Origin of the sequence: Tenacibaculum sp. 190524A02b (assembly GCF_964036645.1) — a bacterium.
Classification (GTDB): Bacteria; Bacteroidota; Bacteroidia; order Flavobacteriales; family Flavobacteriaceae; genus Polaribacter; species Polaribacter vairaonense.
Map to the genome: position 1 here is coordinate 3,238,670 of NZ_OZ038525.1, position 23,135 is coordinate 3,261,804.

Here is a 23,135-nt window from a genome sequence, read left to right on the forward strand (position 1 = left end):
CTTTACTAGAATATTAATCTAATAAAAAATTATTATGGCAGTAATGAAAGTTATTGAAGTACTTTCTAACTCTGAAAAGAGCTGGGAAGATGCAACTAAACAAGCTATCAAACAGGCTTCAAAATCAGTAAAAAACATCAAATCAGCTTTTGTACAATCGCAAAGTGTTGTTGTTAATGATGATGAAGTGAGTGAATTTAGAGTGAATTTAAAGATTACTTTCGAGGTAAAGTAATATCATAAAAACAACTACTATTCAAATGCGGTTTTGATTTTTCAGAATCGCATTCTTTTTACAAAAAAACACTACACATATGAACTTATTACAAATCATACTTATTAGCATTGTTGCATTATTACACTTTTATTTTTTAATATTAGAAATGTTTTTCTGGACTAAACCTAAAGGAATTAAAACTTTTGGGTTAAAAAGTAAGGAATTTGCCGAAGAAACTAAAGTTCTTGCAGCCAATCAAGGTCTTTATAATGGATTCTTAGCTGCTGGATTAGTATGGTCTATGATTTTACAGAATGATAACACTGCTACTTTTTTCTTAATATGTATTTTTATTGCTGGAATGTATGGTGCTTACTCTACTAAAAATAAACGAATATTTATCGTGCAATCTATACCAGCCTTATTAGCTTTTTTTAGTATTATTGCCCTCTAATCTAGCTACAAAAACTACTTCTACTACGCTATCAAATAACAAATCATTAAAAATCAAATTAAAAATGGAAACAAACATTGAAAAGTTAAAAGAATTATTGCTAGAGTACGGTCCAAAAGTAATCTCAGCATTTATTATCCTAATTATTGGTTTATGGATTATTAAACTAATTATGAAAGGTGTTAAAAAAGTGATGGTTAAACGTGAATTAGACGCTTCTTTACAAGGTTTTTTAATTAGTTTAACAAGTTGGGCGTTAAAAATATTTTTATTTGTAACTGTAGCTGGGCAATTAGGTGTTGAAACAACTTCTTTTGCAGCTATTATAGCCGCAGCTGGTTTAGCTATTGGTATGGCTCTTCAAGGGTCTTTAGCTAATTTTGCTGGAGGTGCGTTAATTATGATTTTCAGACCTTTTAAAATTGGTGATTATATTGAGGCACAAGGTGAACAAGGAGTTGTGAAGGACATACAGATTTTCACTACAAAATTAAATACTATTGACAACAAAGAAGTTATCCTACCTAACGGAGCGTTATCAAATGGAAACATCATTAATTATTCCGCTGAACCAACAAGACGTGTTGATTTAACTTTTGGTGTTTCTTATGATGCAGACATCAAACAAACCAAAGAAGTATTATTAAGTGTTATTAATAACACGCCATTTACTTTAAAAACTCCTGCTCCTGCTGTAATAGTTGGTGAATTAGCAGATAGCTCTGTAAATTTTATCACTAGAACTTGGGTAAATTCTGCTGATTATTGGGATGCTTACTTTCACATTACAGAAAATGTAAAAATAGAATTAGACAAAGCTGGAATTGAAATACCTTACCCTCACTCTGTTGAAATACAAAAAGAAGGTTAAATGAATAATTACTTCTTTTTTTGAGGAGTAACCACAAAATCTTTTAAATAAAAAGGTTCAAAATAAGCGACATCTTCGATGTCGTTTTTTTTGTACTTTTCATAACTTAAGATGGCCATTTCCTTTGCTGAAGGAAATTTATCTTCAACAAAAAAAGCATTTTTATTAAGTATAACTTCTTTACACTTATCCACTCCATCTCCTACAAAATAGACTTTCTTTGTTTCTAATAGCTCTTGAAAAGAAACTTCATCTATAATTTCAGCTTTAATTTCTCTTTGTTGTATGTATTCTCTATTATACATTGATGAATACACTTCCATCCTTCTTGCATCTAACATAGGTAAAATAATTCCTTCTTCAATTTCAACCTGCATAGCTAACGACTGTAAAGTATCAACAGATATTAAAGGAACATCTAATGAGAAACACAAACCTTTAGCCGCAGAAACACCAATTCTCAGTCCTGTATAAGATCCTGGTCCTTTACTTACTGCTATTGCATCAATAGCTCCTCTATTTATACCAGCTTCTTTAAGAACATCTTCTATAAAAGGATGTAATTTTTCAGCATGTGAATAATTACCATCATTTAATTCTTTAAATGCGACTACCTCTCCTTCTTTTGCAATGCTTACTGAACAGTTTTTTGTTGCTGTTTCAATGTTTAAAATTAATGCCACTAATCAAGTATTTTGTTTTACAAAGATACAATACATTATAAACAAAAACCTCACCTTGTTAGGTGAGGTCGTATATATCAACAATAAATTATCCCTTCATTTAATCTATTATCGATTCCCCAAAATAGAATTTTAATACTTTTGTTTTAAAAACGTAATCATATTTAGCTCTAATCATGGCCCCTTCCGCATTCACTAAACGATTACGAACTTGATCATAATCAAATTGTGTCATCGTTCCATAATCATAACTTACCTGTGCATTTTTAAAAGCTTCTTTTTGTGCTTCTAAAGAAACTTGTGCTGCTTCATACGTTTTAGCCGCAGCTTTGGCATCTAAAAATGCTTGTTCAATAGTTTGTTGTAATTGTAATTTCTGATTCTCTAAAGCTAACTCTGAAATACTTTTATTAATCCTAGATTGTTCAACATTCGCGTCGGTTTTGAAGCCATTAAAAATTGGTATATTGATATTGAACCCAACACTATACCTCAACTGATTTTCTAATTGTTTAAATAAACCTCCCTGAGAAATATCTGTTTTTAAATCATAAAAATACCCCGAACTTGTTCCTGCAGATAATGATAAAGATGGTAAGTAAGCGCTTCTAGCAATCTCAATATTCAAATCAGAATTTTGCACATTTAGTTTTTCTCTTTTTATTTCAGGCATGTTAAATAAAGCTTTTTCGTACACCTGTTTAGAACTATTATACAACAAAGCAGCTGATGGAGAATCTATTTCTATCTTAGTTACATCAAAATTCTCAGATGAAACCTGTAATAATTGAGCAAGCCTCAACAAAGCTAAGTTCAAAGTATTTTCTTGCAGAACTACATTTTGTTGATCATTGGCTGCTGTAGATTCCACATTTAACAAATCTCCTTTAGGAATAGCGCCTGCTTCAAATTGTGCCTTCGCTCTTTCTATCTGTTTTTTACTAATTTCTGCTTGTACTAAAGCCACTGCTAAATTTTCTTTGGCAAATAATACATTCAAATAAGTATTTATAACATTTAGCGAAATATCATTTTCGATTTTTTGTATATCTAATTGGCTTTGTTCAATTCCTAATAAAGCTTGTTTTTTGGTATTTAAGTTTCTAAAACCATTAAAAACTGTATACCCTGCACTTATACCAACTGAACCACCAAATGAAGTTGTAGACCCAACCCTTGTGTTTGTTATTTGATTAATAACTGGACCAATTCCTAACGACCCACTGGTAGAAGCACTCAAAGTAGGTAAAAAATTTCCTTTAGCACTTTTAACATTAGTTTCAGCTACATCTAAATTTAATTTATTTTGCTTAATACTAATATTATTTTTTAATGCATAATTAACACATTCTTTTAAAGTCCATTGTTTTTGTGAATAAGCCCCCAAAGTAGCTAATAGTGTAGCTAGTAATACAATTTTTGTTTTCAAAACCTAATATTTTTATGTTCTGTTAGTTTGTTTCAATATATATTCCAAACAATAAAACAAAAACAAACAACTAAAAATCAGAAGTTTAGTTTTTGACAAATTAAAAAACCGTCTAAAAACGAACATAAAAGTGTTTGCTTTTGAACAGCTTTTTTTATTGTTTGCCAATATATGACGAACATTGTTTAATTATGTTACAAAAAAAGAATGCTTTCTGTAATTAATTTTTGTTTTTCTTTTTATATCTATAAATAAAGTAAAATAAAACTCCTACCAATATGTATGGAAAAATCATTAAATAGGTAATTCCATTATTCACTCCTTCAGCCATTGTTTCATTCCCTCCTTCTACAACCGCCTTACACATTGCACATTGAGCATTAGAAAACTCTAATACTAAAAAAAATATTAAAAAAAGTGTTATTCTTTTATCCATAATATGGCGCTATCATTATATAAACAATTACTCCCGTTACCGCTACATACAACCATAAAGGAAATGTAATTTTTGCTATTTTTTTATGTTCAGGAAATTTAGATAATTTCGCTCTCATAAAAGTTATTAATACAAATGGAATAACAACTATTGACAAAATAATATGCGTAACTAGTATAAATAAATAGATGTATTTTACAATCCCTTCTCCTCCAAACTTTGTTGAATCGGAAGTCATATGATAGGCAACATACATTACTAAAAACAATGCTGAACAAATAATTGCGGTGGTAGTTAGTTTTTCATGTAACTTTCTATTTCCTTTTTTTATAGCCACTACAGAAGCCAACAATAAAACAGCAGTCAGTCCATTTATGGATGCATAAATAGGTGGTAAAAAAGACAATGGTTCTACATTAGGAATTTTTATCCCAAACAAAGCTGCTACTGCTAATGGAATAACTATTGATACTATAGTTATAAATCGTTTGTATTTCTTTTCTTCTATGCTTGTATTACTCATTTAACAACAATTTAATATCTTGTTTTAACTCATTAACCTGATCAGAAAGCCCATGTTCCTCAAGAGCTCTATAAAATGCTATTGGGTTTCCATGTTCATCATACCTTGATCTCAAATATCCATCTTTATCTACTAAAGCAAATAAGCCTGAATGATAAAATCCTCCATGATCATTATCACCTACACCTACAGGTAATTTAAAGCCATCGTTAGACAATTTAAAAACCACCTCTTCTGGTTTCCCTGTTAATAAATGCCAATTTTTATGATTAATTCCATATCTTTTAGCATACTCTTTTAGTTGATTGGGTGTATCAATATCTGGTGTTATTGAAAATGATGCTATTCCAAAATTAGGATTCCCCATAAACTCATTTTGAATCGTTACCATTTTTTGATTCATTATAGGGCAAATTGTAGGACAGGTAGCAAAAAAGAACTCTACCACATATACTTTCCCTTTATAACTTTCATTATTTACGGTTTCTCCAAATTGATTTATAAACTCAAAAGCTGGCACCTTATTAAAGGTATGTAAATCTGCTGTTTGAAAATGTCTCACAATTTTTGGCACTGCATAAATACCAAACAACAAAATTATAAACGATATTCCTACGTATGAATACTTATTTTTTTTCATTTGAAATCTTATTTATCCTTCTATCTTCACTTCTGTTTTTCTTTAATGCAAAACTATATTCAGCCAATACTACTTTAATATCATCATGCATATCATTTTTTAATTCTGCAACCGACTTCATACTATAACCTAATAGTTCTTTATTCTCTTGGCTTTTGATTGTTGACTTCCCTCTTCGTTGATTGTTTTCTTTATCAATGATAAATGCTTTTGAGGTATGATAATTCAAATCTAAAGACATGCTTGTTTTTAAACCTTCATATATGGCTTCTATTTCTTTTTCAGAAGCGAAAAGAAATCTCCACTTTACTAAGTTTGTATTAATACTTAATCGCTTCTTTAATTTTTCTACTGCATCTTCTTGACCTTTTGCTACTAATGAAATTAGTTGAAAGTCTGAATAACCATAGAACTTTTTATAAACTTTTTCGTTTAAATTAAATATTTCAGCATCAGCTTTTTCAATATCATTTCCTAAAAACGTAACTACTGAAACCTTGTCTTTAAAAGAATACCCTTTATCTATTAAGGAAATATCGATTACATTTTTAGAAACTACGGGTAGTTTACCAAAGTTATGAGTTCCTAATTGTAAAAAAATATAAAATAATAATGGGACTATAAAAAGGGCAAATAATACTATGAATTTTTGTTTTTTACTCATAATTATAAATTACGATTAGAGCTAAAAAAAGGCGGTTAAACACCACCTCTTTTTATTTATTTTATTTGATTACCATTTTACTAATGGTGCTAATGTATCGTATAAATAACCTCCTTCTATTAATACTAAGGTTACAAGGTAGCAAATTAAAAACACTGCTGTCCAAACTATTGAACGTCTAAACCATGTTTTTTCTCCTTCTAAATGCATAAAAGCCCAAGCAATATAATATGCTTTGAAAATGGTTAATATAATGAATATCCAGTTTAACCAACTTGTTCCTGGCCCATGTAAATGTAAGGCAGCTGGTTTTAATATACCTAATACAACTTCAACAGTTGTTAATACGGTTAAGATTGCTAATACAATCCAGATTCTTTTTGTATTTGATTCGTGTGCGTGACCCATTTTACAATATTTTTATGATTATACTAAGTAGAAGAATGTGAATACGAATACCCAAACTAAATCTACAAAGTGCCAATATAATCCTACTTTTTCAACCATTTCATAATGTCCTCTTCTTTCATAAGTTCCAAGAACAACATTAAAGAAAATGATAATATTTAATACAATTCCAGAGAATACGTGAAATCCGTGGAATCCAGTAATGAAGAAGAAGAAGTCTGCAAAAATTGGATTTCCATATTCATTAACATGTAAGTTAGCTCCTTCTACTACCATAGTAGCTTTTGCTAATTGTGCTAAACTTTCTTCTCTTGATAAAATTATTTTTTGCTTAGTTTCAAGATTAATCTTTTCAGTTCTTATACGTAAAGATGGATCTTTTTTAAATGCTTCTTGAACTTGCGCTATAGAATATTGAGAAATTGTTTTCTCATTCTCAAACCACAATCCATTTTCTTTAGCATGTTGTACTCTACCATCTTTTCTTTCCGTATGAACAAAATCAGCTAACGCTATTTGATGTCCATCTTTTACAAATTGTAAAATATGGTTATCAGAAGTTTTAACTGCCCCATAAGAACCGTTGATAAAGTTTTTCCACTCCCATGCTTGTGATCCAACGAAAATTAAACCAAAAACAATCGTTGCAAACATATACCAAGCTACCTTTTTTTGCTTCATTTGATGACCTGCATCTACTGCTAACACCATAGTTACAGAAGATACAATTAAAATAAACGTCATTAAAGCTACATAATACATTGGTGCGTGTACACCATGTAAACCAGGAAAGTGCGTAAATACCTCATCGGCAATAGGCCAAGAGTCAATAAATTTAAAACGTGTTAAACCATACGCTGCTAAGAATCCAGAAAAGGTTAGTGCGTCTGATAATATGAAAAACCACATCATCATTTTACCATAACTAGCGCCAAATGGCTTTACACCACCTCCGCTCCAGGTTTCTTTGTTGTCAGAATTTACAGCAATATTTGCTCCCATAAATACTTTTTAGTTAATTTTTGTTAAAACAGTGCGCCAAAATTACGCATTTTTAATTACCTAATGAAATAGAAAAAGAAAAATAGATAAATCCATAAAACATCTACAAAATGCCAGAAGATAGCGCCTAGCTCAAACCCAAGCATATTGGTGGATGAATATTTCTTTTTATAATGATTATAAATAACTACTAATAATACAATTACCCCTGCTATTAGGTGTAAAACATGCATAAAAGTGATTCCTATAATAAAAGAGGTTGACACCGTACTTTCTGGTCCAGTAAAATACAAGCCTACTTCTTTTAATTGATTAAATCCAACATATTGATACCAAACAAAGCCTAATCCTAGCACAAATGTTATTAATAAAAGGACTAATGACTGTTGTAATCTGTCGTTTTTAAGTTCTCTTTGAGATAAAAACAAAGTAATACTACTAAATACAATTAAAACCGTACTAATATAAAAAGCTTGTGGTAAATCAAAAGTTACCCAATCTTCACGGTTCATACTTACTACATACGCACTGGTTAGTCCAGCAAAAAACATGACCATACTTATCATGGAAACCCATAACATTGGTTTTGCTGATTTTCTTTTAGCAACTTTTAATTCTTCGTCAACTGTTTGTGTTTGCTCACTCATTAATGTAAAAATTTATCTACAACATATATTATTGGCACTATAGTAATGTAAAACACACTTGCCAACATTAATTTTCTTGCATCAGTATTTTCTTCGGTTTTATACAACTTAAATGCATACACTAACATTAAGGCTCCTAAAAGAAAAATGATTACTGCTGTTACTGGGTATATATAAAACTTCCCTGTTACCTTTAATACTGGTGCTACAGACATTAAAATCATAACACAGGTATAAAAAATAATTTGCACAATAGCTCCTTTGTCTTTTTTATCCATAGGTAACATATGCAAACCTGCCTTATTATATTCTTCAAACTGCAACCAACCTATGGCCCAAAAGTGTGGAAATTGCCAAAAAAACTGAATCATAAATAAGAAACCAGCTTCTATTCCAAATTTACCTGTTGCAGCTACCCAACCTAACATAAAGGGAATAGCTCCTGGAATGGCACCTACAAAAACTGCCAAAGGAGTCACTGCCTTTAATGGTGTATAGGCACTTGTATATAAGAATATAGATATAGCACCAAATAAAGCACATTTAGGATGTATAGCGTATAGTATAGCAATTCCTGCAATTGTAAATATAGAAGCTATTATTAATGCTGAAGTTACCGACATTCTTCCAGACGGCAACGGTCGATTTTTGGTTCGTTGCATTAATGCATCTATATCTTTTTCTATAACTTGATTAAATGCATTAGACGCACCTACCATAAAATAACCACCAATTGCTAAAAGCAAAATAGTATTATAATTTATTTCATCAGCCCCAAGTAAATACCCTGTAATTGATGTAAACACTACACTTACTGAAAGACCAACTTTAGTAAGCTGTTTAAAATCAGAAAACAATGTTTTTACAGATGTTTTACCTTGTATTGTTGATACCGTACTCACCGTCTTACTTAAAAAATTTTTGCAAAGATATTTCTTTATTATATAATGACCATATTTTTTGAAATTAATTAAAAAAAACAAAAAACTACTTTGTAATTCAAAAAAACGTGTTATATTTGCACCCGCATTCACAGTAATGCACGTTCATTAAAATAAAATTTTTGACTACGCGAAAGTAGCTCAGGGGTAGAGCATCACCTTGCCAAGGTGAGGGTCGCGGGTTCAAATCCCGTCTTTCGCTCTGATCCTTTTATAAAGAGGTTATGCTGAAGTGGTGGAATTGGTAGACACGTTGGACTTAAAATCCAATGAGCCGTAATGCTCGTGCGGGTTCAAGTCCCGCCTTCAGTACCACGAAAGCCTCACTTTTATTAGTGAGGCTTTATTTTAAATAAAGTAGTCAAAAAAATATATACGCTGAAGTGGTGGAATTGGTAGACACGTTGGACTTAAAATCCAATGGGCCGTAATGCCCGTGCGGGTTCAAGTCCCGCCTTCAGTACTAAAACCTCAACTATTATAGTTGAGGTTTTTTGTTTATACACTTACGCTTCCTCTCTTTTTTACTACTCTTAACTTTTAATAATTAGCTATCTTTATCACATAAAAAATACTCTATTTTATTACAGACACTACCCAATCAATATGAAAAAACTACTACTTATACTATTCACTTTAACTATTCAACTTTCTAATGCTCAAAATACTGTTTGCATTAACAAATCTATTAAACATACAATCCACTCAAAACATTTAAAAGAAAGTAGAGATTATTGGGTTAGCCTTCCTCTTCATTATAGTGACTCATTAAAATACCCTGTTATTTATGTTTTTGATGCAGAATGGCGATTTGACCTTATTAAAAATATAACCTTCGATTTAGGAGCTAATCAAAAAATTAAAAATTCAATTATAGTAGGCATTCCTCATATAGATATGGAAAAGAAAAGAGGGCAAGACCTTACTTTTAGTCAATCTAACATAGAATACGATGGTGATAAAGTTGATTCAACTTGGTATAACGATACGAATTCAGGAAAAGGAATGCCCTTTTTTAACTATTTAACTAATGAATTGATACCCGATGTAAATAAAAAGTATGCTACTAATAATCATGAAACATTAATTGGTCATTCTTACGGTGGTTATTTTGGCGGCTACATTTTATCATTAAATCATCCTTTTGAAGTATTACATATATACGATCCTTCTATATGGTTTAGCAACGGAGAGGTAATTAACAGATTCAAAAAGAACTATAATAACAAAAAAGTTACGATTCACTTAACTTACCAACCAATTCCTGAGTTTCATAAAAATAAAATAGAAGACTTTATAAAGGAACTAGCCAAAAAGAAAAACATAAAACTAACAACAAAACTTTACCCAGAAGACACGCACAACTCTTTGTTTTTGGATAGTTTTTACAAAGGAATTCTTAAAACTAATAAATAACTTATTAACCCGTTGCACATATAGAGAACAATACTCTCACTTTAGTAGTGATTTTTTCAGACTACAAGGAAGAAAAATTATTTTGAGAAGTAACGTTTCTGTTCAAAATAGTTTTTAATACGTTTTCCCGTACCTCAAAAACACTCAAACTGACATATTTGATATTGAAATGATTTAAACTTTTTTGATTGCAGCGAAAAAAGTTTAAATTACTTCATTGTAAAGTTTCTAAATGTGCAACGGGTTTATTACTATATTCTCAGAGTAACAACATCTTTATTAAAAATCAAAACGATAATTTAGTTTTAATGCAGCTCCCCAATTAGTCCTAGTTAAATACTTATTGAAATTATCAGTTACCACTAAGTAAACATAAGACAAAGGTTTGTATTCCCATTGCAACCTTGTATTTACATTAAAATTATTAAATTGGGTATTGTATTGCACATAGGTAGTCCAATTTAATCGGTTATTAAAAAATACTTCTCCAGTAAATCTTGCTAAATGAAAAGTTTCGCTTCCTAAATTTTCTAAATCTATATGGTTCATTGAATAATTTACATTAACCTGTGCAAAGGGTAACATTCGGTAGCCTACTTCAGTTTCAAATCCTTTTTTATATCCATTAAAATACCCTCCATAAAAAACTTCTGAAGCATAGTACATATTCTTATTGGTGGCACGATTATTATATCCTAAAGTAATATCCGTAGTATTATAAACACCTGGTATTATAGGTTTATCATTGTTTAATACATCAAATCCATATTTTAAGTCAAAATAATCATGTTTTATATTCAGGTATAAGGACGCTAAATTCTTTTTAAACCATAAAGAATTCCCTATAACGGTTGTCATTTCTGTTAAAACTCCATTCCCATCCCAAAAAGCATCATTCACAATTGACAAATAACGATATCTATCAATGGTTTTAGAATTGGTTGGGTAATGTGTTTTTTGAAAAACCATATAAGAATCCAAATAAGAATCACGAATTGTTAGCTTATTTATGGCATCGTAATTATAAAGTCTTGGTGTAAACCCAACCTCCGTTATAAAGTTTTTATCAAGCGTTTTAAAAGCACCTTTTATAAAGGTTTCTCTAGTATTGTATTGAGTTTCAATATTAAAAAAATTATTATCGGTATGAATAGTATTACTAAAACTCTTTCCATAATTTGCTTGTCCCGACCATAATTTATTTTTTGACCTATAATTAAGGTTTAGCCCTAATACACGGTTATAATTATTTTTAAAATAAAAACCATCTGTCTCCTGCCTATTGACTAGATATCCAGTTGTAGTAAATGTTTCCGATAGTTTTTGACGACCAACCACCACCGCATAATTTTGTGCAACTTTACTTCCCTCCTTTTCTGTTTGTGCGTTTAAAACTCCTATTCTTGTGGTTGATGAAATGTTTCCTGAAAGTTTTAATCCAAATTGCATATTGGTTGTTCCACCTATAATTCTTGAATAAAAAGGATTTACTCCATAGGTTCCTAGATTGTTAAACAAATCACTATTTTCTAAAAAAAAGTTTCTACGTTCAGGAAAATTAATCGCAAATCGGGTTAGGTTTACTACTTGTTGATCTACATCCACTTGAGAGAAATCTGGATTAAGTGTAGCGTCCAATCGTAATGAAGAGGTAATATTATACTGCACATCAATACTTGGTTTGAATGTAGAAGTATTTTTATCATCTATAACATTTTTCTCATAATTATAAGTAATAGATGGTGTTACTGTAAAAGGAGCATTACTATTTTTAGGCAAGCTTTCTATACTTACCTCTTCTGTAAATCGTAGGTCAAATTGAAAAAAATTACGAGACATATCTGTATAGGTCATCCATGAATTTGTTTTAAAATCACGGTAAAAAAACTGCATTCCCCAAACTGAATTATTCACATCAAAGTTTAATGATTTGAATGGAATTGCTATTTCATAAACTTTTTGTGTTCCCTTTGTTGTTGTTTTTGACTCCCAAACTGCATTCCAACTTTCATTAAAACTATAGTCAGTACCATTAAAATCTACCAAAGCATCTTGTTGCGTATTTCCTACATTTAAGGTAAAGTAATATCCATTATTTTCCTTATTGAAAGGATCTAATACAATACCAAAAGCATCACTCCCAACCACAGCATCCCCATGATTATCTCTTTTTAATGTACTTATTTTATTATTTGAGGTAGTATCAAAATAAATAGCGCTTATATATAGATATTTACCATTATGAAAAACACGTACTTCTGTTTTATTTGTTGCCTTCCCCTCATCATTAGGATAGAAATTATTAAACTCTGAAAACACTTCAGCTTGCTGCCAAACTTTTTCGTCTAACTTTCCATCTATTGTTATTACTTCATTTGTTATTATTGGAATACTTTTATTTTGTGAAACTCCAGTTAAAAAACCACAAAAAACACCTATAATTGTTAAAATATTATTTCTCATCGATCAATCTGTAAGCTATTAATTTGTGTTTTAACATTGCTGGTACTAGCAACATTTTTTTAGAAGGTATATACGTAATATCTGCTGCATTTATTCCTTCTTTAGTGGTATCTAACAATAAGGTTTTCTTCCCGTTTTTAGTTACATAATGAATCATTCCTTCCCAACTAGAAATTAAATAATCACCATTTCCTATAGCTACAATTCCATCAGGATTTGAAATTCCTTGGGTTAAAATACTTGTCGACTTCGTTTTCAAATCAAACTTTTGTATGGATTTATCTCCCAAACCTATTAAAATATGATTTCCTTCCACTAAAAGTCCATTAGGCCAATTCAAATTACTTTTTACAACGGTTACTTTTCCTTTTTTCAATGCAAATAGTTTTCCGCTTTTTGTACCACTTCCATAAACAGTACCATCCTCTGAAACCGTTACATCATTGATACGTTCAGCCCCATTGACTATATGTTTCTTAATAATACTAGCATTATTTACATCAACTTCTATAATTTTATCAAAATCAGCTGCAAACAATCTATTTTTAAATAAAGTCAAGCCTGTTGGCCCTTCTATATTTGCAATCCATTTATGGTTAACAACCTCTCCTTTTAAATTTACCTTGCTAATAAACCCTTTTCCATTTGGTTTTAACCAATGTCCATTAATACTACTCACATAAAGTAAATCCTTAGATGCATCATACTCTACTGATTCTAAATCTGACAAAACACTATCAGTTTCCCAAAGTTTTTCTAATGTTGGATTGGATAATATTTCACCATACCCTTCTTTTTTTATAGTGCATGAGGCAACTATTAAAGCTATAATTATTATAAAAGCTATTTTTTTCATTTTACTAAGTATTTATAGAATGCTTCAAAACTAAAAAGTGAAATAGTTCATTTTTTTAAAAGTGTACCAACTCTTACTTTAAGGTTACGTAAACTTTCTTCTCTTAAAAAGCCTGTTTTGTATCCATTAACATGATATTCGTCCCCAAATAGAGCTATTCATTGTTGTAATCTGTATTTTTACCAATCAATATGCGTTCATTTCTACAAAAAATAAATAAACCTATTTATAAACACACCTTATTTTGGGTAGTGGTTTTTTTGTTTTATACTACTTCTGCTTATAAGCGCTTTAGTTCTATAGAAGAACTTTTAATTACTTATTTTTTTCATGTTCTTTTCCAAGTCTTAATAGCCTATAGTATTTTACACATTATAATCCCCAGATACAGAAAGAATAAAAGTATATGGCAAGGCATAATTTCTTTCCTTCTCATTTTCTTTATCATTAATGTTTTTTATGCAACTGTATGGATGTTTTATTTAGAAAGAGTGTATGTAGACTGTTATGTTACCTATAAAAAAATGTATGGAGAGCAATCTTTTCTAGATCGTATTACCGATTGGAAATCTATTTATATCCGTTTGCCTATTTTTTATCTACCTTCTTTATTCTTTTTAGTAGCCTTGAAATTTTATGAAAAAGCATACTACCAGTCTAAAATAAGTGAACAAAAGAAAATTGACGAGTTAAAGGTATTACGCCATCAACTAAATCCTCACTTTTTATTCAACACTTTGAATAATCTTTACTCTTTAGCAGTAGAAAAATCAGATAAAACACCTGAGGTAATTGCTAAACTTTCAGGAATGTTAGATTATATGTTATATGGTTGCGACGATACTTTTGTTCCTATTTATAAAGAAGTTGATTTGATTGAAAACTATTTAGCTTTAGAACAAATTAGATATGAAGATCGTGCTAAGATTTCTTTTACTAACAATATACAGGAAGTTGTAAAAATTGCTCCACTTTTATTGCTAACCTTTATTGAAAATGCTTTTAAACATGGCGTAAAACACGAACTTGATATTGCTGAAGTTTCCTTAACATTAGCTACAAATAAAAAGAATATTCTATTCACTATTTTTAACACCAAACCTATAATGGGTACTTCCAAAAGTCCGTTAAAAAAATCGATAGGATTAAAAAATGTAGAAAAACAACTGAGTTTAATATATCCTAATGCATATACCTTAACTATTGAGGATAATCCTGATAGTTTTTTTATTACCTTAGAATTAGAAAAACGTTAGTATATGTACAAATGTTTAATTATTGACGATGAGAAGTTAGCTAGAAAACTTATTGAAAATCATATTGCTAACATTGATCATTTTGAAGTGATTGCTTCTTGTAAAAGTGCTATAGAAGCTAGTAAGGTGTTAAATGAACATTGTATAGATCTTATTTTTTCTGATATTGAGATGCCCGTTTTACAGGGAATTGATTTTTATAAGAACTTAGTTAATAAGCCTGCTGTTATTTTCACTACTGCATATAGGCAATATGCTGTTGATGGTTTTGAGGTAAATGCTATTGATTATTTGTTGAAACCCATCACTTTTCCTCGTTTTTTTAAAGCTATTGAAAAATTTTTGGCTACTCAAAACACCAATCAAACACCAACTACTACCAATACAAAAACAGATAAAGATTATGTATTTGTTACCGAAGATAGAAAACAGGTTAAGTTATTATTTGACACTATTCTTTATATTGAAAGTATTAAAAACTACATTAAAATCATTACTACTTCAAAAACTCATGTAATAAAACATGGTATTTCTTCTTTTGAAAATTTATTAGATACTCGTTTTTTACGCATTCATCGATCCTATATTATAAATACTCAAAAAGTTACCGCCTTCACCAAACATGATGTAGAAATAAACACTCTTGAAATCCCTATAGGAGACAGTTATAAAAGTTTAGTTTTTGAGGTTTTGAAATAAGTTTTTTATTTCATTTTCTAATAAAGCTTAAAAAGTATTAGATAAAGTTAGAATACCATACGCTAAAAACACAATTACTCCGTTGTATAGAGTTTATAGTACTAGTGTTATTTAAAATCACACTAGTACATACATAACATAAAACTACATATGAAAACCCCTTATTTTGTATTAGTTGTACTCTTTGCAATAACTAATCTGTTTGCTCAAAATGAGCCCTGTAACGAAACTCAAAAGCCTACTGATGAGGCTCCCATTACGCTACAACAATTATCGAATTTAATTACTACACCTTCGTTTTATGATACGAATCATCGGTATTTAGATGGTTTAGGAACCAAAGGCGGGAAGTATTCCGGAGGTTTTTTTGATACTTGGTTAGGAGAAACACAAATTATGTTTCCTTATAACGGGCTGCCAATAGTTGTTAATAAAACCAGTACGCAATATGTGGCAAATGACTCTAACTACATGTATTGGATGGCGTTGACAATGGGACAAGAGTATATGAATGTTGATATGCAATGGATGATGGGTATTGGAGCTAAAGAAACTTTTAGTGGTACTGTAAACGCTAGTGCTACTTCTTTAACAAATGGAGAAGGAGCTTTTGGTCCTTTTGAAGTAGAAATGTTTACCGGATTAGATAGAGTAATGGCATATCCTTCATTTTTTCCTAAATATGAATTACACTTAACAAATGCTCGTGATATTGCTACCTCTGGTGTAGATCCTACCGATTTTATGGCAAACTATGTAGGAACAACTGCCGATATAGCATGGTTAAATGAAGCACCAGCTGTAAATGGGTATATGTTGGGTATTATGAACTTTTTTACAATATATAATTGGTTTAGCTACGCACAAGATTTATGTTGGCAACAAATTATTGAAGAACCTGCTGACCCCTATTATGCTTTGGCTTCTATGACCGTTACTTATAATAGAGGTTTTTCAGCAGCTGCTACTATTGCAGAAACGATGAAAAAAGATAATTATGAAGCTACTAAAAACAACCCAAATGCAAGAGATTTACTTCCTACGGGACATGCTGATTATAGAAAGCATATTACGGAAGTAATTGAAAGTATTGTAGCTAGAGGAGAACAAGCAGCAACTAATACGTCAACTCCACTTTGGGATTATGAAATTACCTGGGAAATAATTGAACGTTTCTTTTTAGGTGAAGGAGGAACTATAGATGTACAAGGAAAAGGAGGTTTATTAAGACACTATGCTCCTAAAGATATTGTGAAAAGGCAAGATATTATGGGTACGCTTCAACAAGCGTTTACTATATTAAAAGGAAAGGCACCATCTTCATCAGCCAATACCATAAGTTTTAGATATGATTGGTTAGCGTTATTAAGAACCGTTAAACAACATTTTCCAAATGATAAAATTTTTGAAAAACCAACAGGAGGTGATACAGCACAACAAGTTGAAAACTACTCGCAAGTGGGAGGATGTTGCTATCAAGAACCTGAAATTGAAATTATCCCTAATTGTCAATATGAACCTACTTCAGTAGAAGTATTAACGCCTATTGAAAAAGTTGAGTGGGTTGCTAAATTTATAAACGAAGATGGTGACATAGAAACTTTTGGAGTACTGACAAATAAAAAAGGTGCCTTCTTTTTTCCTGAACCAAGAGAGTATACAATTGATGTTAAAGTAACTGTTGATGGAATTGAAACTGTTTTTCCACAAACTACGGTAACCATCCCTGTTCGTCCCATAGCAAATGAAGTAGAAGACTATTCTTCATGTACAGGTATTTTTGATTTAACAACTAAAGATGCCGAAGTTATTGGAGGACAAGTAATACCCAATATTAAAGTAGATTATTATCCTGTTGAAGAACATGCTATGTTGGGAGGAATACCCATTCAAAACCCAACAGCATATACATTTGACGGTGATACAAAGGAAATTTTTGCACGAATATATCTTGAAGGAAGTCAGTGTTATGCAGTAACCTCTTTTAAGTTGTCAAAAAGCGGTACTACAGGAACTTTACCTATTGAAGATAATTATGCTTTTTGTGGTAGTAGTGCCAATGCAACTGATAAAGAAGTACGTATAACATTAGATTCATATGATACGTATAGTTGGAACAAAATAGCAACCAATGGAGACGCTACCGAATTTTTTACAGGAAATGAAGTAGTAATTACTGAAGAAGGAAATTATAGTGTAACCGTAACTAGTGGTGGACAAGGCGGATGTGAGCTTTCTAAAGATTTTACAGTTGAGGTAATCAGTCCCACCGCTAATAAACCATCAGATTTTAATGAGTGTTCAGTGAATGGACAAGATATTGTTTTTGATTTAACAACTAAAACCGCTGAAATACTAGGTAGTCAACAAGGAGCTGAGGTAACTTTTCATACCTCACAAGCTGATGCTGATGCTGGAACAGAAATAATTCAAACTCCAGATTCCTATAGTATTACTACTGATGAAAAAGAGATATTTGCAAGAGTTTTTATTCAAGGTAAAACATGTCAAAGCACCACTTCTTTTATGTTACGCAAAAATGAAATTACGATTAATTTAGAAGAAGAATATGCCTTTTGTAATAATAGCACTGATCCAAATGATTCACAAGTTAAACTATCCTTAGAAGTGTTTGATAGTTATAGCTGGAATACTCTAGGTGCTAATGGAATTAAAACAGAGTTTTCTACAGCAAGAGAAGTAACAATTACAAATGCAGGTACCTATAGTGTTACTGTAAGAAAAGGAGTTTGTGAAGAAACTAAAGAATTTAAAGTAGATGGAGTAGATCCTATAGCTAACCAACCATCAGAGTATTCACTTTGTATTAAAGACGGCGAAGACCCGATATTTGATTTAACTACTAAAGATGTTGAGATTATAAACGGGCAAGTAGGTAATTTTACTATAACATATCATAATACAGAAGATGAAGCTAATAGTGGAACCGCACCAATAACCAATACTACTAATTATACTTTTAGTGAAACTGAAAAGGAAATTTACGCTAGAATTTTTATAGCAGATAAAGGATGCCATAATAGTACTTCTTTCAAACTAATAAAAAACGATCTTAGTATCAATGTTGAAGAAGAATACAATATTTGCTCAGGCACTATTTCTACCGTAGAAATAGATTTAAGTAATGATGGTTTTGATTCATATGAATGGCGATATTTAGACACAAGTGAAGATATTTCAACAGAACCAAAAGTAACCTTAACAAAACCTGGAACCTATAGTATTAAGGTAACAAAAAACAATTTATGTGAAGCTATTAAAACCTTTAAAATTACTAAAGGAACCTCTGTAAATAACGTAACTACCAACTATATAATATGTGATACTGGTAATGATATTGTTTTTGATTTATCTACTAAAGAAGAGGAAATCAGGCAAAGTGTTTTAGGAACTAGTTTAGAAATTTCATTTCATTTAACACAGGAGAATGCAGACACAAATACAGAGCCTATTACTAATATAACTAATTATTCTTTTGATGGAAATTCACAAGAAGTTTTTGCAAGATTTGCTGAAACTGGGACTGAATGCTATAGTGTAAGTACATTTACATTATATAAAAACAATGTAAACCCAAAAATAGAAGAAAGTTATGCAATTTGTAATAGTAGTGCTAACGTTGCCGATACTCAAATTTTACTTTCGGTAGGAGTTTTTGACACCTATAGCTGGATGAATGTTGATAAAGGTAAAGAAGTCTCTAACACAGCAGATATAACCATTACTGAAACTGGGAATTACAGTCTTACCATTACCAATACTATTGATGGGGAAACCTGTTCACAAACTAAAAACTTTGTGGTAACCGGCGTAGATCCTATTGCCACACCACTTTCTAACTACATTATGTGTGTAGAAACCGAAGACGAACCTATTTTTGATTTAACTACCAAAACCTCGGAAGTTATAGGAACCCAACAAGGAACAAATTTAGCCGTAACTTATCATACCAATTTAGCGGATGCGCAAAGTGGTACAGAAGCAATACAGAATCCTTCAGAATATACTTTTCAAGGAAGTGAAACAGAAATATTTGTTCGTTTGTATTTAGAGGACAAGGGCTGCCAAAACACTACTTCTTTCTGGTTAAAAAAGAATACTATTTTTATTCCTTTAGAAGATGATTATGCAGTTTGCAACAATAGTGCTAACGTTGCTGATACTCAAATTCAGCTTACGCTGGGTACTTTTAGCACCTATAGTTGGCGAAATGAAGACGATAATACTGAAGAGAGTACTACAGCTGACTTTATAGCAACTAAAGCAGGAAATTATAGTGTTACCATTACCAATACTATTGACGGAGAAACTTGTTCACAAACTAAAGCTTTTACAGTAACTGGTGTAGATCCTATAGCCAATAAGCCTGAAGATTATGTGTTATGTGTAGATGACACAACCACTACCCCTGTTTTTGATTTAACAACTAAAACTACTGAAGTTATAGGGAATCAGACAGGAGCTAATTTAATTGTTACCTATCATACCTCTCAAATAGGTGCAGAAAGTGGAGACAGCTCTATTCCGCATCCTTCAAACCATAGTTTTACAGGAGAAGAAACGGAAGTTTTTGCACGTATTTATATTGATGGTAGAGGTTGCCAAAACACTACTAGTTTTAAGTTAGTAAAAAACGATATCACTATTGCTATTGAAGACAGGTATATACTTTGTACTGGAAATGAAGACAACGACAGCATTGACCTCCAAGTTGATAACACTAATTTTGATACTTTTAAATGGGTAAACACAGACACCAACACCATTGTTTCTAATACTGCTAACGCCACTATTAATACTACTGGAACCTATAGTATTATTGCTACCAATACAAATAGTACTTGTAATGAAGCTACTAAAACCTTTAGAGTAGTTGCTGCCGATATTGGAACGATTAATATTACCTCACAAGTTGAAAATAATGACACCATAATTGTTGAAGTTACTGGTATTACCGATACATTTACGTATGCTTTGGATGACCTAAACGGTAACTATCAAAATCAAGTAGTTTTTGAAAATGTAGCCGCAGGAGAACATACAGTGTATGTAAAAACAAGTAATGGCTGTATTTACAGCACTAGGGTTATCGTTGATGAAGATATAGTTATAGAGCCTGAAAAAGAAATTAACATCCCTAAGTTCTTTACTCCTAATGGCGATGGCATTAATCCTACTTGGTTTATTACGGATCCTACCAATTCAATTCCAGAAAATACTAAAATTTATATTTACAATCGTTTTGGTAAACTTGTAACCACTATAGTTTATGGTGGCAATGGTTGGGATGGTACGCATAACGGACAAAAAATGCCTTCTAACGATTATTGGTATAGTTTTCAATTTGTAAAAGACAATGAAATACAAAGTTATAAAGGTCATTTTTCTTTGTTAAGAAGCGAAGTGAGATAGTAATACCTTACTATCAACATAAATAATAAAAGCTCCAAGGATTTTTCTTTGGAGCTTTGTATGTTTTATAAATCTCGTCTTGCACTGGTGCAACATAGCTTCCAGAAAAATAATTCCCGTCTCGCACTGATGCGGGAAGACTTTTCCAAAAAGAAATCTCGTCTCTATTATTACTTAAAACTTCAGTATTTATAGATAAACACGTCATGCACTTGTACTGGTTATATAAATTTGTTTTATTTAACAACAATCTTTTTCATTTTAGCTTCTCCTGTTTTATTTATAAAACGAGTAATATACATTCCTCTAGGAAGATCTCTTACATCTATTCTTTGTGTTCCTTCTTCTTCAATTTCATGAGTTATTAATACCCTTCCAGATGCATCTATAATTTGTACTAAACCATCAGTTGAGTTTTCTGGTAATTTAATATTTAGCACGGTTTTTACTGGATTTGGAAACACTTTAAACTCATTCTTTATAATAGCTTCAATATGCTCCTCTTGATTATCAACAGCAACTATTTCATTTTTAGGTTTTGTCTCTTTTGAAGCTCCAAAAACAAAGCGTGCATGTACACCATAATGATCTGAGATATCTGTAACTACTGACCTCCACTCGTCATTAGAATTTAATCCTGGGTGACTTAGCATTGTATGTCTTGGTACAAATACACGCGTGGTTGATGATACTGGTTGTTGATGTGCTGATGAATACAATACATAATCTAATATTTGATCGTTACTAGAACCAATCCATCCATTGGTTATTCCAGAATATGTTGCTGTATATCTTCCTATTCGTTGCGGATCATTTGCTTGTAGCGTCCCCAACATTCCATTGTACTCAGAAGCCGTAAATTTATTTACATTTAAATCTCCTCCAATAATGACAGGTTCATTTGAAGGAATATTTTTTCTATTTCTTAGGTTAATAATTTCTTTAAAATTTTTAGTCCTATAAGAAGCATATGAACCTCCTGACTGCGCATGGGTTCCTAAAACATGGTAATTTTTACCTAATTTATTAATTTTAGCATACATAACCCCTTTATTAGATTGGTCATCTCCATTAGCTGCTAAGTCGTCAAACAATTCTTGCTCTGCATCTAAAATTGGATAACGACTAGCTATAAATACGCCTCCATCTTGTTTTATATTATTTGGATTATCTACTACACTTGTAAAATTAGCAAATCCTCTTTGCTTTAATTGATTTTTGATACTTTCTCTATTACTATTATCAAAGGCTTCTGAAATAATTAACACTTCATAAGGAGCCAACCAATCATCTACATAGTTATAACGTGCATTTGGAATACTTGAAAATGTAGGTAATTGCCAAATATTCCATGCCGCAACATTTAAAATATTAGGATTGTTATAATCTGAAGTATTTACAACCTGTGATTGATTTGCATATTCAATTACATATAAAATATCATCATCACCACCTGTATATAAAAAACGTATTTTTATACGGTAACTTCTCCCATCAGCTAATGTAAATGTTTGTGAGGTACGTATATTTCTATCTCCCCATAAATCACTCCAAAAATCATTATTAGTTCCCGTTACATTATAACCTGCACTAATAGTACTTCGATTCCACGTTCCTGTTAATTGTAATTTTAACTGAATTTTTTGTGAAGTTCCAGCAATGGTTAATTGATTATGAAAGCCATAAGTTTTACCCCATTTTACGCCATAATTCCTACCAAAACTTGACACCTTTACATCTCTTTTGTAAGCACCTATACCATTTACATGCTTTGAAACAAAGGAAGAAGAGTTTCCTGTATACCTAATAATATCAAATCCAAAGTCAATATCTGTATTATTTTGTACATAAATATGAGTAGTTGCCATTGCAGTATGCATAAATGCTATGAAGCATATACATAATGTGAGTAATTGTTTTTGCATTTGTTTTAATTTTAGTTAATTTATTTTTGGTAAAAAAACAAGCTGAAAATTCAATATATGTAAACAAATGGTTTTCAGTTTTTTATTTTAAAGTAAGGAAATTGTTAAGACACTTCCAAAAAACAACTCATTATCTTTCAAAGATTTAAACAAAAAACCACTAAACATTCTT

21 protein-coding genes and 3 tRNA genes are annotated in these 23,135 nt (G+C 31.0%); 10 read left to right on the forward strand and 14 right to left on the reverse strand.

The features are described 5' to 3' along the window. The first annotated feature begins 34 nt into the window (after window positions 1-34). The 3 genes from ABNT65_RS13210 (at window position 35) to ABNT65_RS13220 (ending at window position 1,542) form a co-directional block, all read left to right on the forward strand. The gene (locus ABNT65_RS13210; protein WP_348703499.1) at window positions 35-235 is read left to right on the forward strand and encodes a dodecin family protein; all 201 of its coding nucleotides are present in this window, start codon (window positions 35-37) and stop codon (window positions 233-235) included. A gap of 79 nt (window positions 236-314) precedes the next feature. Next, entirely contained in the window at window positions 315-671 is a 357-nt protein-coding gene (locus tag ABNT65_RS13215; protein WP_348703498.1) for a DUF1304 domain-containing protein, read from the forward strand. Between the two features lie 64 nt (window positions 672-735). Next, window positions 736-1,542 carry a mechanosensitive ion channel family protein gene (locus ABNT65_RS13220; RefSeq protein ID WP_348703497.1) on the forward strand — a complete coding sequence of 269 codons (807 nt, stop codon included), beginning with the start codon at window positions 736-738 and terminating at the stop codon, window positions 1,540-1,542. An 8-nt stretch (window positions 1,543-1,550) separates the two neighbouring features. On the opposite strand, the gene tsaB is transcribed toward ABNT65_RS13220, so the two are convergent. The 10 genes from tsaB to cyoE form a co-directional block, all read right to left on the reverse strand. Continuing rightward, complete coding sequence (tsaB, locus tag ABNT65_RS13225) at window positions 1,551-2,225, reverse strand: tRNA (adenosine(37)-N6)-threonylcarbamoyltransferase complex dimerization subunit type 1 TsaB (protein ID WP_348746036.1); 675 nt, start codon at window positions 2,223-2,225, stop codon at window positions 1,551-1,553. Window positions 2,226-2,325: 100 nt separating this feature from the next. Further along, window positions 2,326-3,654 carry a TolC family protein gene (locus tag ABNT65_RS13230; RefSeq protein WP_348703495.1) on the reverse strand — a complete coding sequence of 443 codons (1,329 nt, stop codon included), beginning with the start codon at window positions 3,652-3,654 and terminating at the stop codon, window positions 2,326-2,328. A gap of 220 nt (window positions 3,655-3,874) precedes the next feature. After that, window positions 3,875-4,090 carry a hypothetical protein gene (locus ABNT65_RS13235; protein ID WP_348703493.1) on the reverse strand — a complete coding sequence of 72 codons (216 nt, stop codon included), beginning with the start codon at window positions 4,088-4,090 and terminating at the stop codon, window positions 3,875-3,877. After that, window positions 4,083-4,613, reverse strand: coding sequence for a DUF420 domain-containing protein (locus ABNT65_RS13240; RefSeq protein ID WP_348703491.1), 531 nt, complete (start codon window positions 4,611-4,613; stop codon window positions 4,083-4,085). The genes ABNT65_RS13235 and ABNT65_RS13240 overlap by 8 nt, the downstream gene beginning before the upstream one ends. Next, window positions 4,606-5,253 (reverse strand): SCO family protein, encoded by a 648-nt coding sequence (locus ABNT65_RS13245; RefSeq protein WP_348703489.1) that lies wholly within the window; start codon window positions 5,251-5,253, stop codon window positions 4,606-4,608. Before ABNT65_RS13245 ends, ABNT65_RS13240 begins: the two co-directional genes overlap by 8 nt. Beyond that, entirely contained in the window at window positions 5,240-5,917 is a 678-nt protein-coding gene (locus ABNT65_RS13250; protein WP_348703488.1) for a hypothetical protein, read from the reverse strand. The genes ABNT65_RS13245 and ABNT65_RS13250 overlap by 14 nt, the downstream gene beginning before the upstream one ends. A gap of 69 nt (window positions 5,918-5,986) precedes the next feature. Next, window positions 5,987-6,325, reverse strand: coding sequence for a cytochrome C oxidase subunit IV family protein (locus ABNT65_RS13255; RefSeq protein ID WP_348703487.1), 339 nt, complete (start codon window positions 6,323-6,325; stop codon window positions 5,987-5,989). An 18-nt stretch (window positions 6,326-6,343) separates the two neighbouring features. Beyond that, window positions 6,344-7,327, reverse strand: coding sequence for a cytochrome c oxidase subunit 3 (locus ABNT65_RS13260; RefSeq protein WP_348703486.1), 984 nt, complete (start codon window positions 7,325-7,327; stop codon window positions 6,344-6,346). 56 nt (window positions 7,328-7,383) lie between these two features. After that, the gene (locus ABNT65_RS13265) at window positions 7,384-7,974 is read right to left on the reverse strand and encodes a cytochrome c oxidase subunit 3 (protein WP_348703483.1); all 591 of its coding nucleotides are present in this window, start codon (window positions 7,972-7,974) and stop codon (window positions 7,384-7,386) included. Then, the gene (gene cyoE, locus ABNT65_RS13270; RefSeq protein ID WP_348703481.1) at window positions 7,974-8,876 is read right to left on the reverse strand and encodes a heme o synthase; all 903 of its coding nucleotides are present in this window, start codon (window positions 8,874-8,876) and stop codon (window positions 7,974-7,976) included. The genes ABNT65_RS13265 and cyoE overlap by 1 nt, the downstream gene beginning before the upstream one ends. A gap of 169 nt (window positions 8,877-9,045) precedes the next feature. On the opposite strand from cyoE, the gene ABNT65_RS13275 reads away from it, so the two are divergent. The 4 genes from ABNT65_RS13275 to ABNT65_RS13290 all read left to right on the forward strand — a co-directional run bounded on the left by ABNT65_RS13275 (window position 9,046) and on the right by ABNT65_RS13290 (window position 10,331). Further along, window positions 9,046-9,117, forward strand: a tRNA-Gly gene (locus tag ABNT65_RS13275). Window positions 9,118-9,141: 24 nt separating this feature from the next. Further along, a tRNA-Leu gene (locus ABNT65_RS13280) sits at window positions 9,142-9,230 on the forward strand. A 62-nt stretch (window positions 9,231-9,292) separates the two neighbouring features. Continuing rightward, a tRNA-Leu gene (locus tag ABNT65_RS13285) sits at window positions 9,293-9,378 on the forward strand. 143 nt (window positions 9,379-9,521) lie between these two features. Next, a complete protein-coding gene (locus tag ABNT65_RS13290) occupies window positions 9,522-10,331 on the forward strand; it encodes an alpha/beta hydrolase (protein WP_348739654.1) in 810 nt (269 codons plus the stop codon). A gap of 279 nt (window positions 10,332-10,610) precedes the next feature. Here ABNT65_RS13290 and ABNT65_RS13295 read toward each other — a convergent pair whose 3' ends face one another. Both ABNT65_RS13295 and ABNT65_RS13300 read right to left on the reverse strand, forming a co-directional pair. Beyond that, complete coding sequence (locus ABNT65_RS13295) at window positions 10,611-12,794, reverse strand: carbohydrate binding family 9 domain-containing protein (RefSeq protein ID WP_348746037.1); 2,184 nt, start codon at window positions 12,792-12,794, stop codon at window positions 10,611-10,613. Continuing rightward, window positions 12,784-13,650, reverse strand: a complete 867-nt coding sequence (locus ABNT65_RS13300; protein ID WP_348746038.1) for a hypothetical protein — start codon at window positions 13,648-13,650, stop codon at window positions 12,784-12,786. The genes ABNT65_RS13295 and ABNT65_RS13300 overlap by 11 nt, the downstream gene beginning before the upstream one ends. A 191-nt stretch (window positions 13,651-13,841) precedes the next feature. Here ABNT65_RS13300 and ABNT65_RS13305 point away from each other — a divergent pair, with 191 nt between their 5' ends. From ABNT65_RS13305 to ABNT65_RS13315, 3 genes are all read left to right on the forward strand, one after another. After that, on the forward strand, window positions 13,842-14,906 hold the full coding sequence (locus tag ABNT65_RS13305; RefSeq protein WP_348703474.1) for a sensor histidine kinase: 1,065 nt from the start codon (window positions 13,842-13,844) through the stop codon (window positions 14,904-14,906). A 3-nt stretch (window positions 14,907-14,909) separates the two neighbouring features. Beyond that, window positions 14,910-15,605, forward strand: coding sequence for a response regulator transcription factor (locus ABNT65_RS13310; RefSeq protein WP_348703473.1), 696 nt, complete (start codon window positions 14,910-14,912; stop codon window positions 15,603-15,605). Between the two features lie 150 nt (window positions 15,606-15,755). Then, window positions 15,756-21,038, forward strand: a complete 5,283-nt coding sequence (locus ABNT65_RS13315) for a T9SS type B sorting domain-containing protein (protein ID WP_348746039.1) — start codon at window positions 15,756-15,758, stop codon at window positions 21,036-21,038. 13 nt (window positions 21,039-21,051) lie between these two features. On the opposite strand, the gene ABNT65_RS13320 is transcribed toward ABNT65_RS13315, so the two are convergent. Both ABNT65_RS13320 and ABNT65_RS13325 read right to left on the reverse strand, forming a co-directional pair. Continuing rightward, entirely contained in the window at window positions 21,052-21,246 is a 195-nt protein-coding gene (locus tag ABNT65_RS13320) for a hypothetical protein (protein WP_348746040.1), read from the reverse strand. A gap of 28 nt (window positions 21,247-21,274) precedes the next feature. Next, a complete protein-coding gene (locus ABNT65_RS13325; RefSeq protein WP_348746041.1) occupies window positions 21,275-22,963 on the reverse strand; it encodes an endonuclease/exonuclease/phosphatase family protein in 1,689 nt (562 codons plus the stop codon). Between the last annotated feature and the right edge of the window lie 172 nt (window positions 22,964-23,135).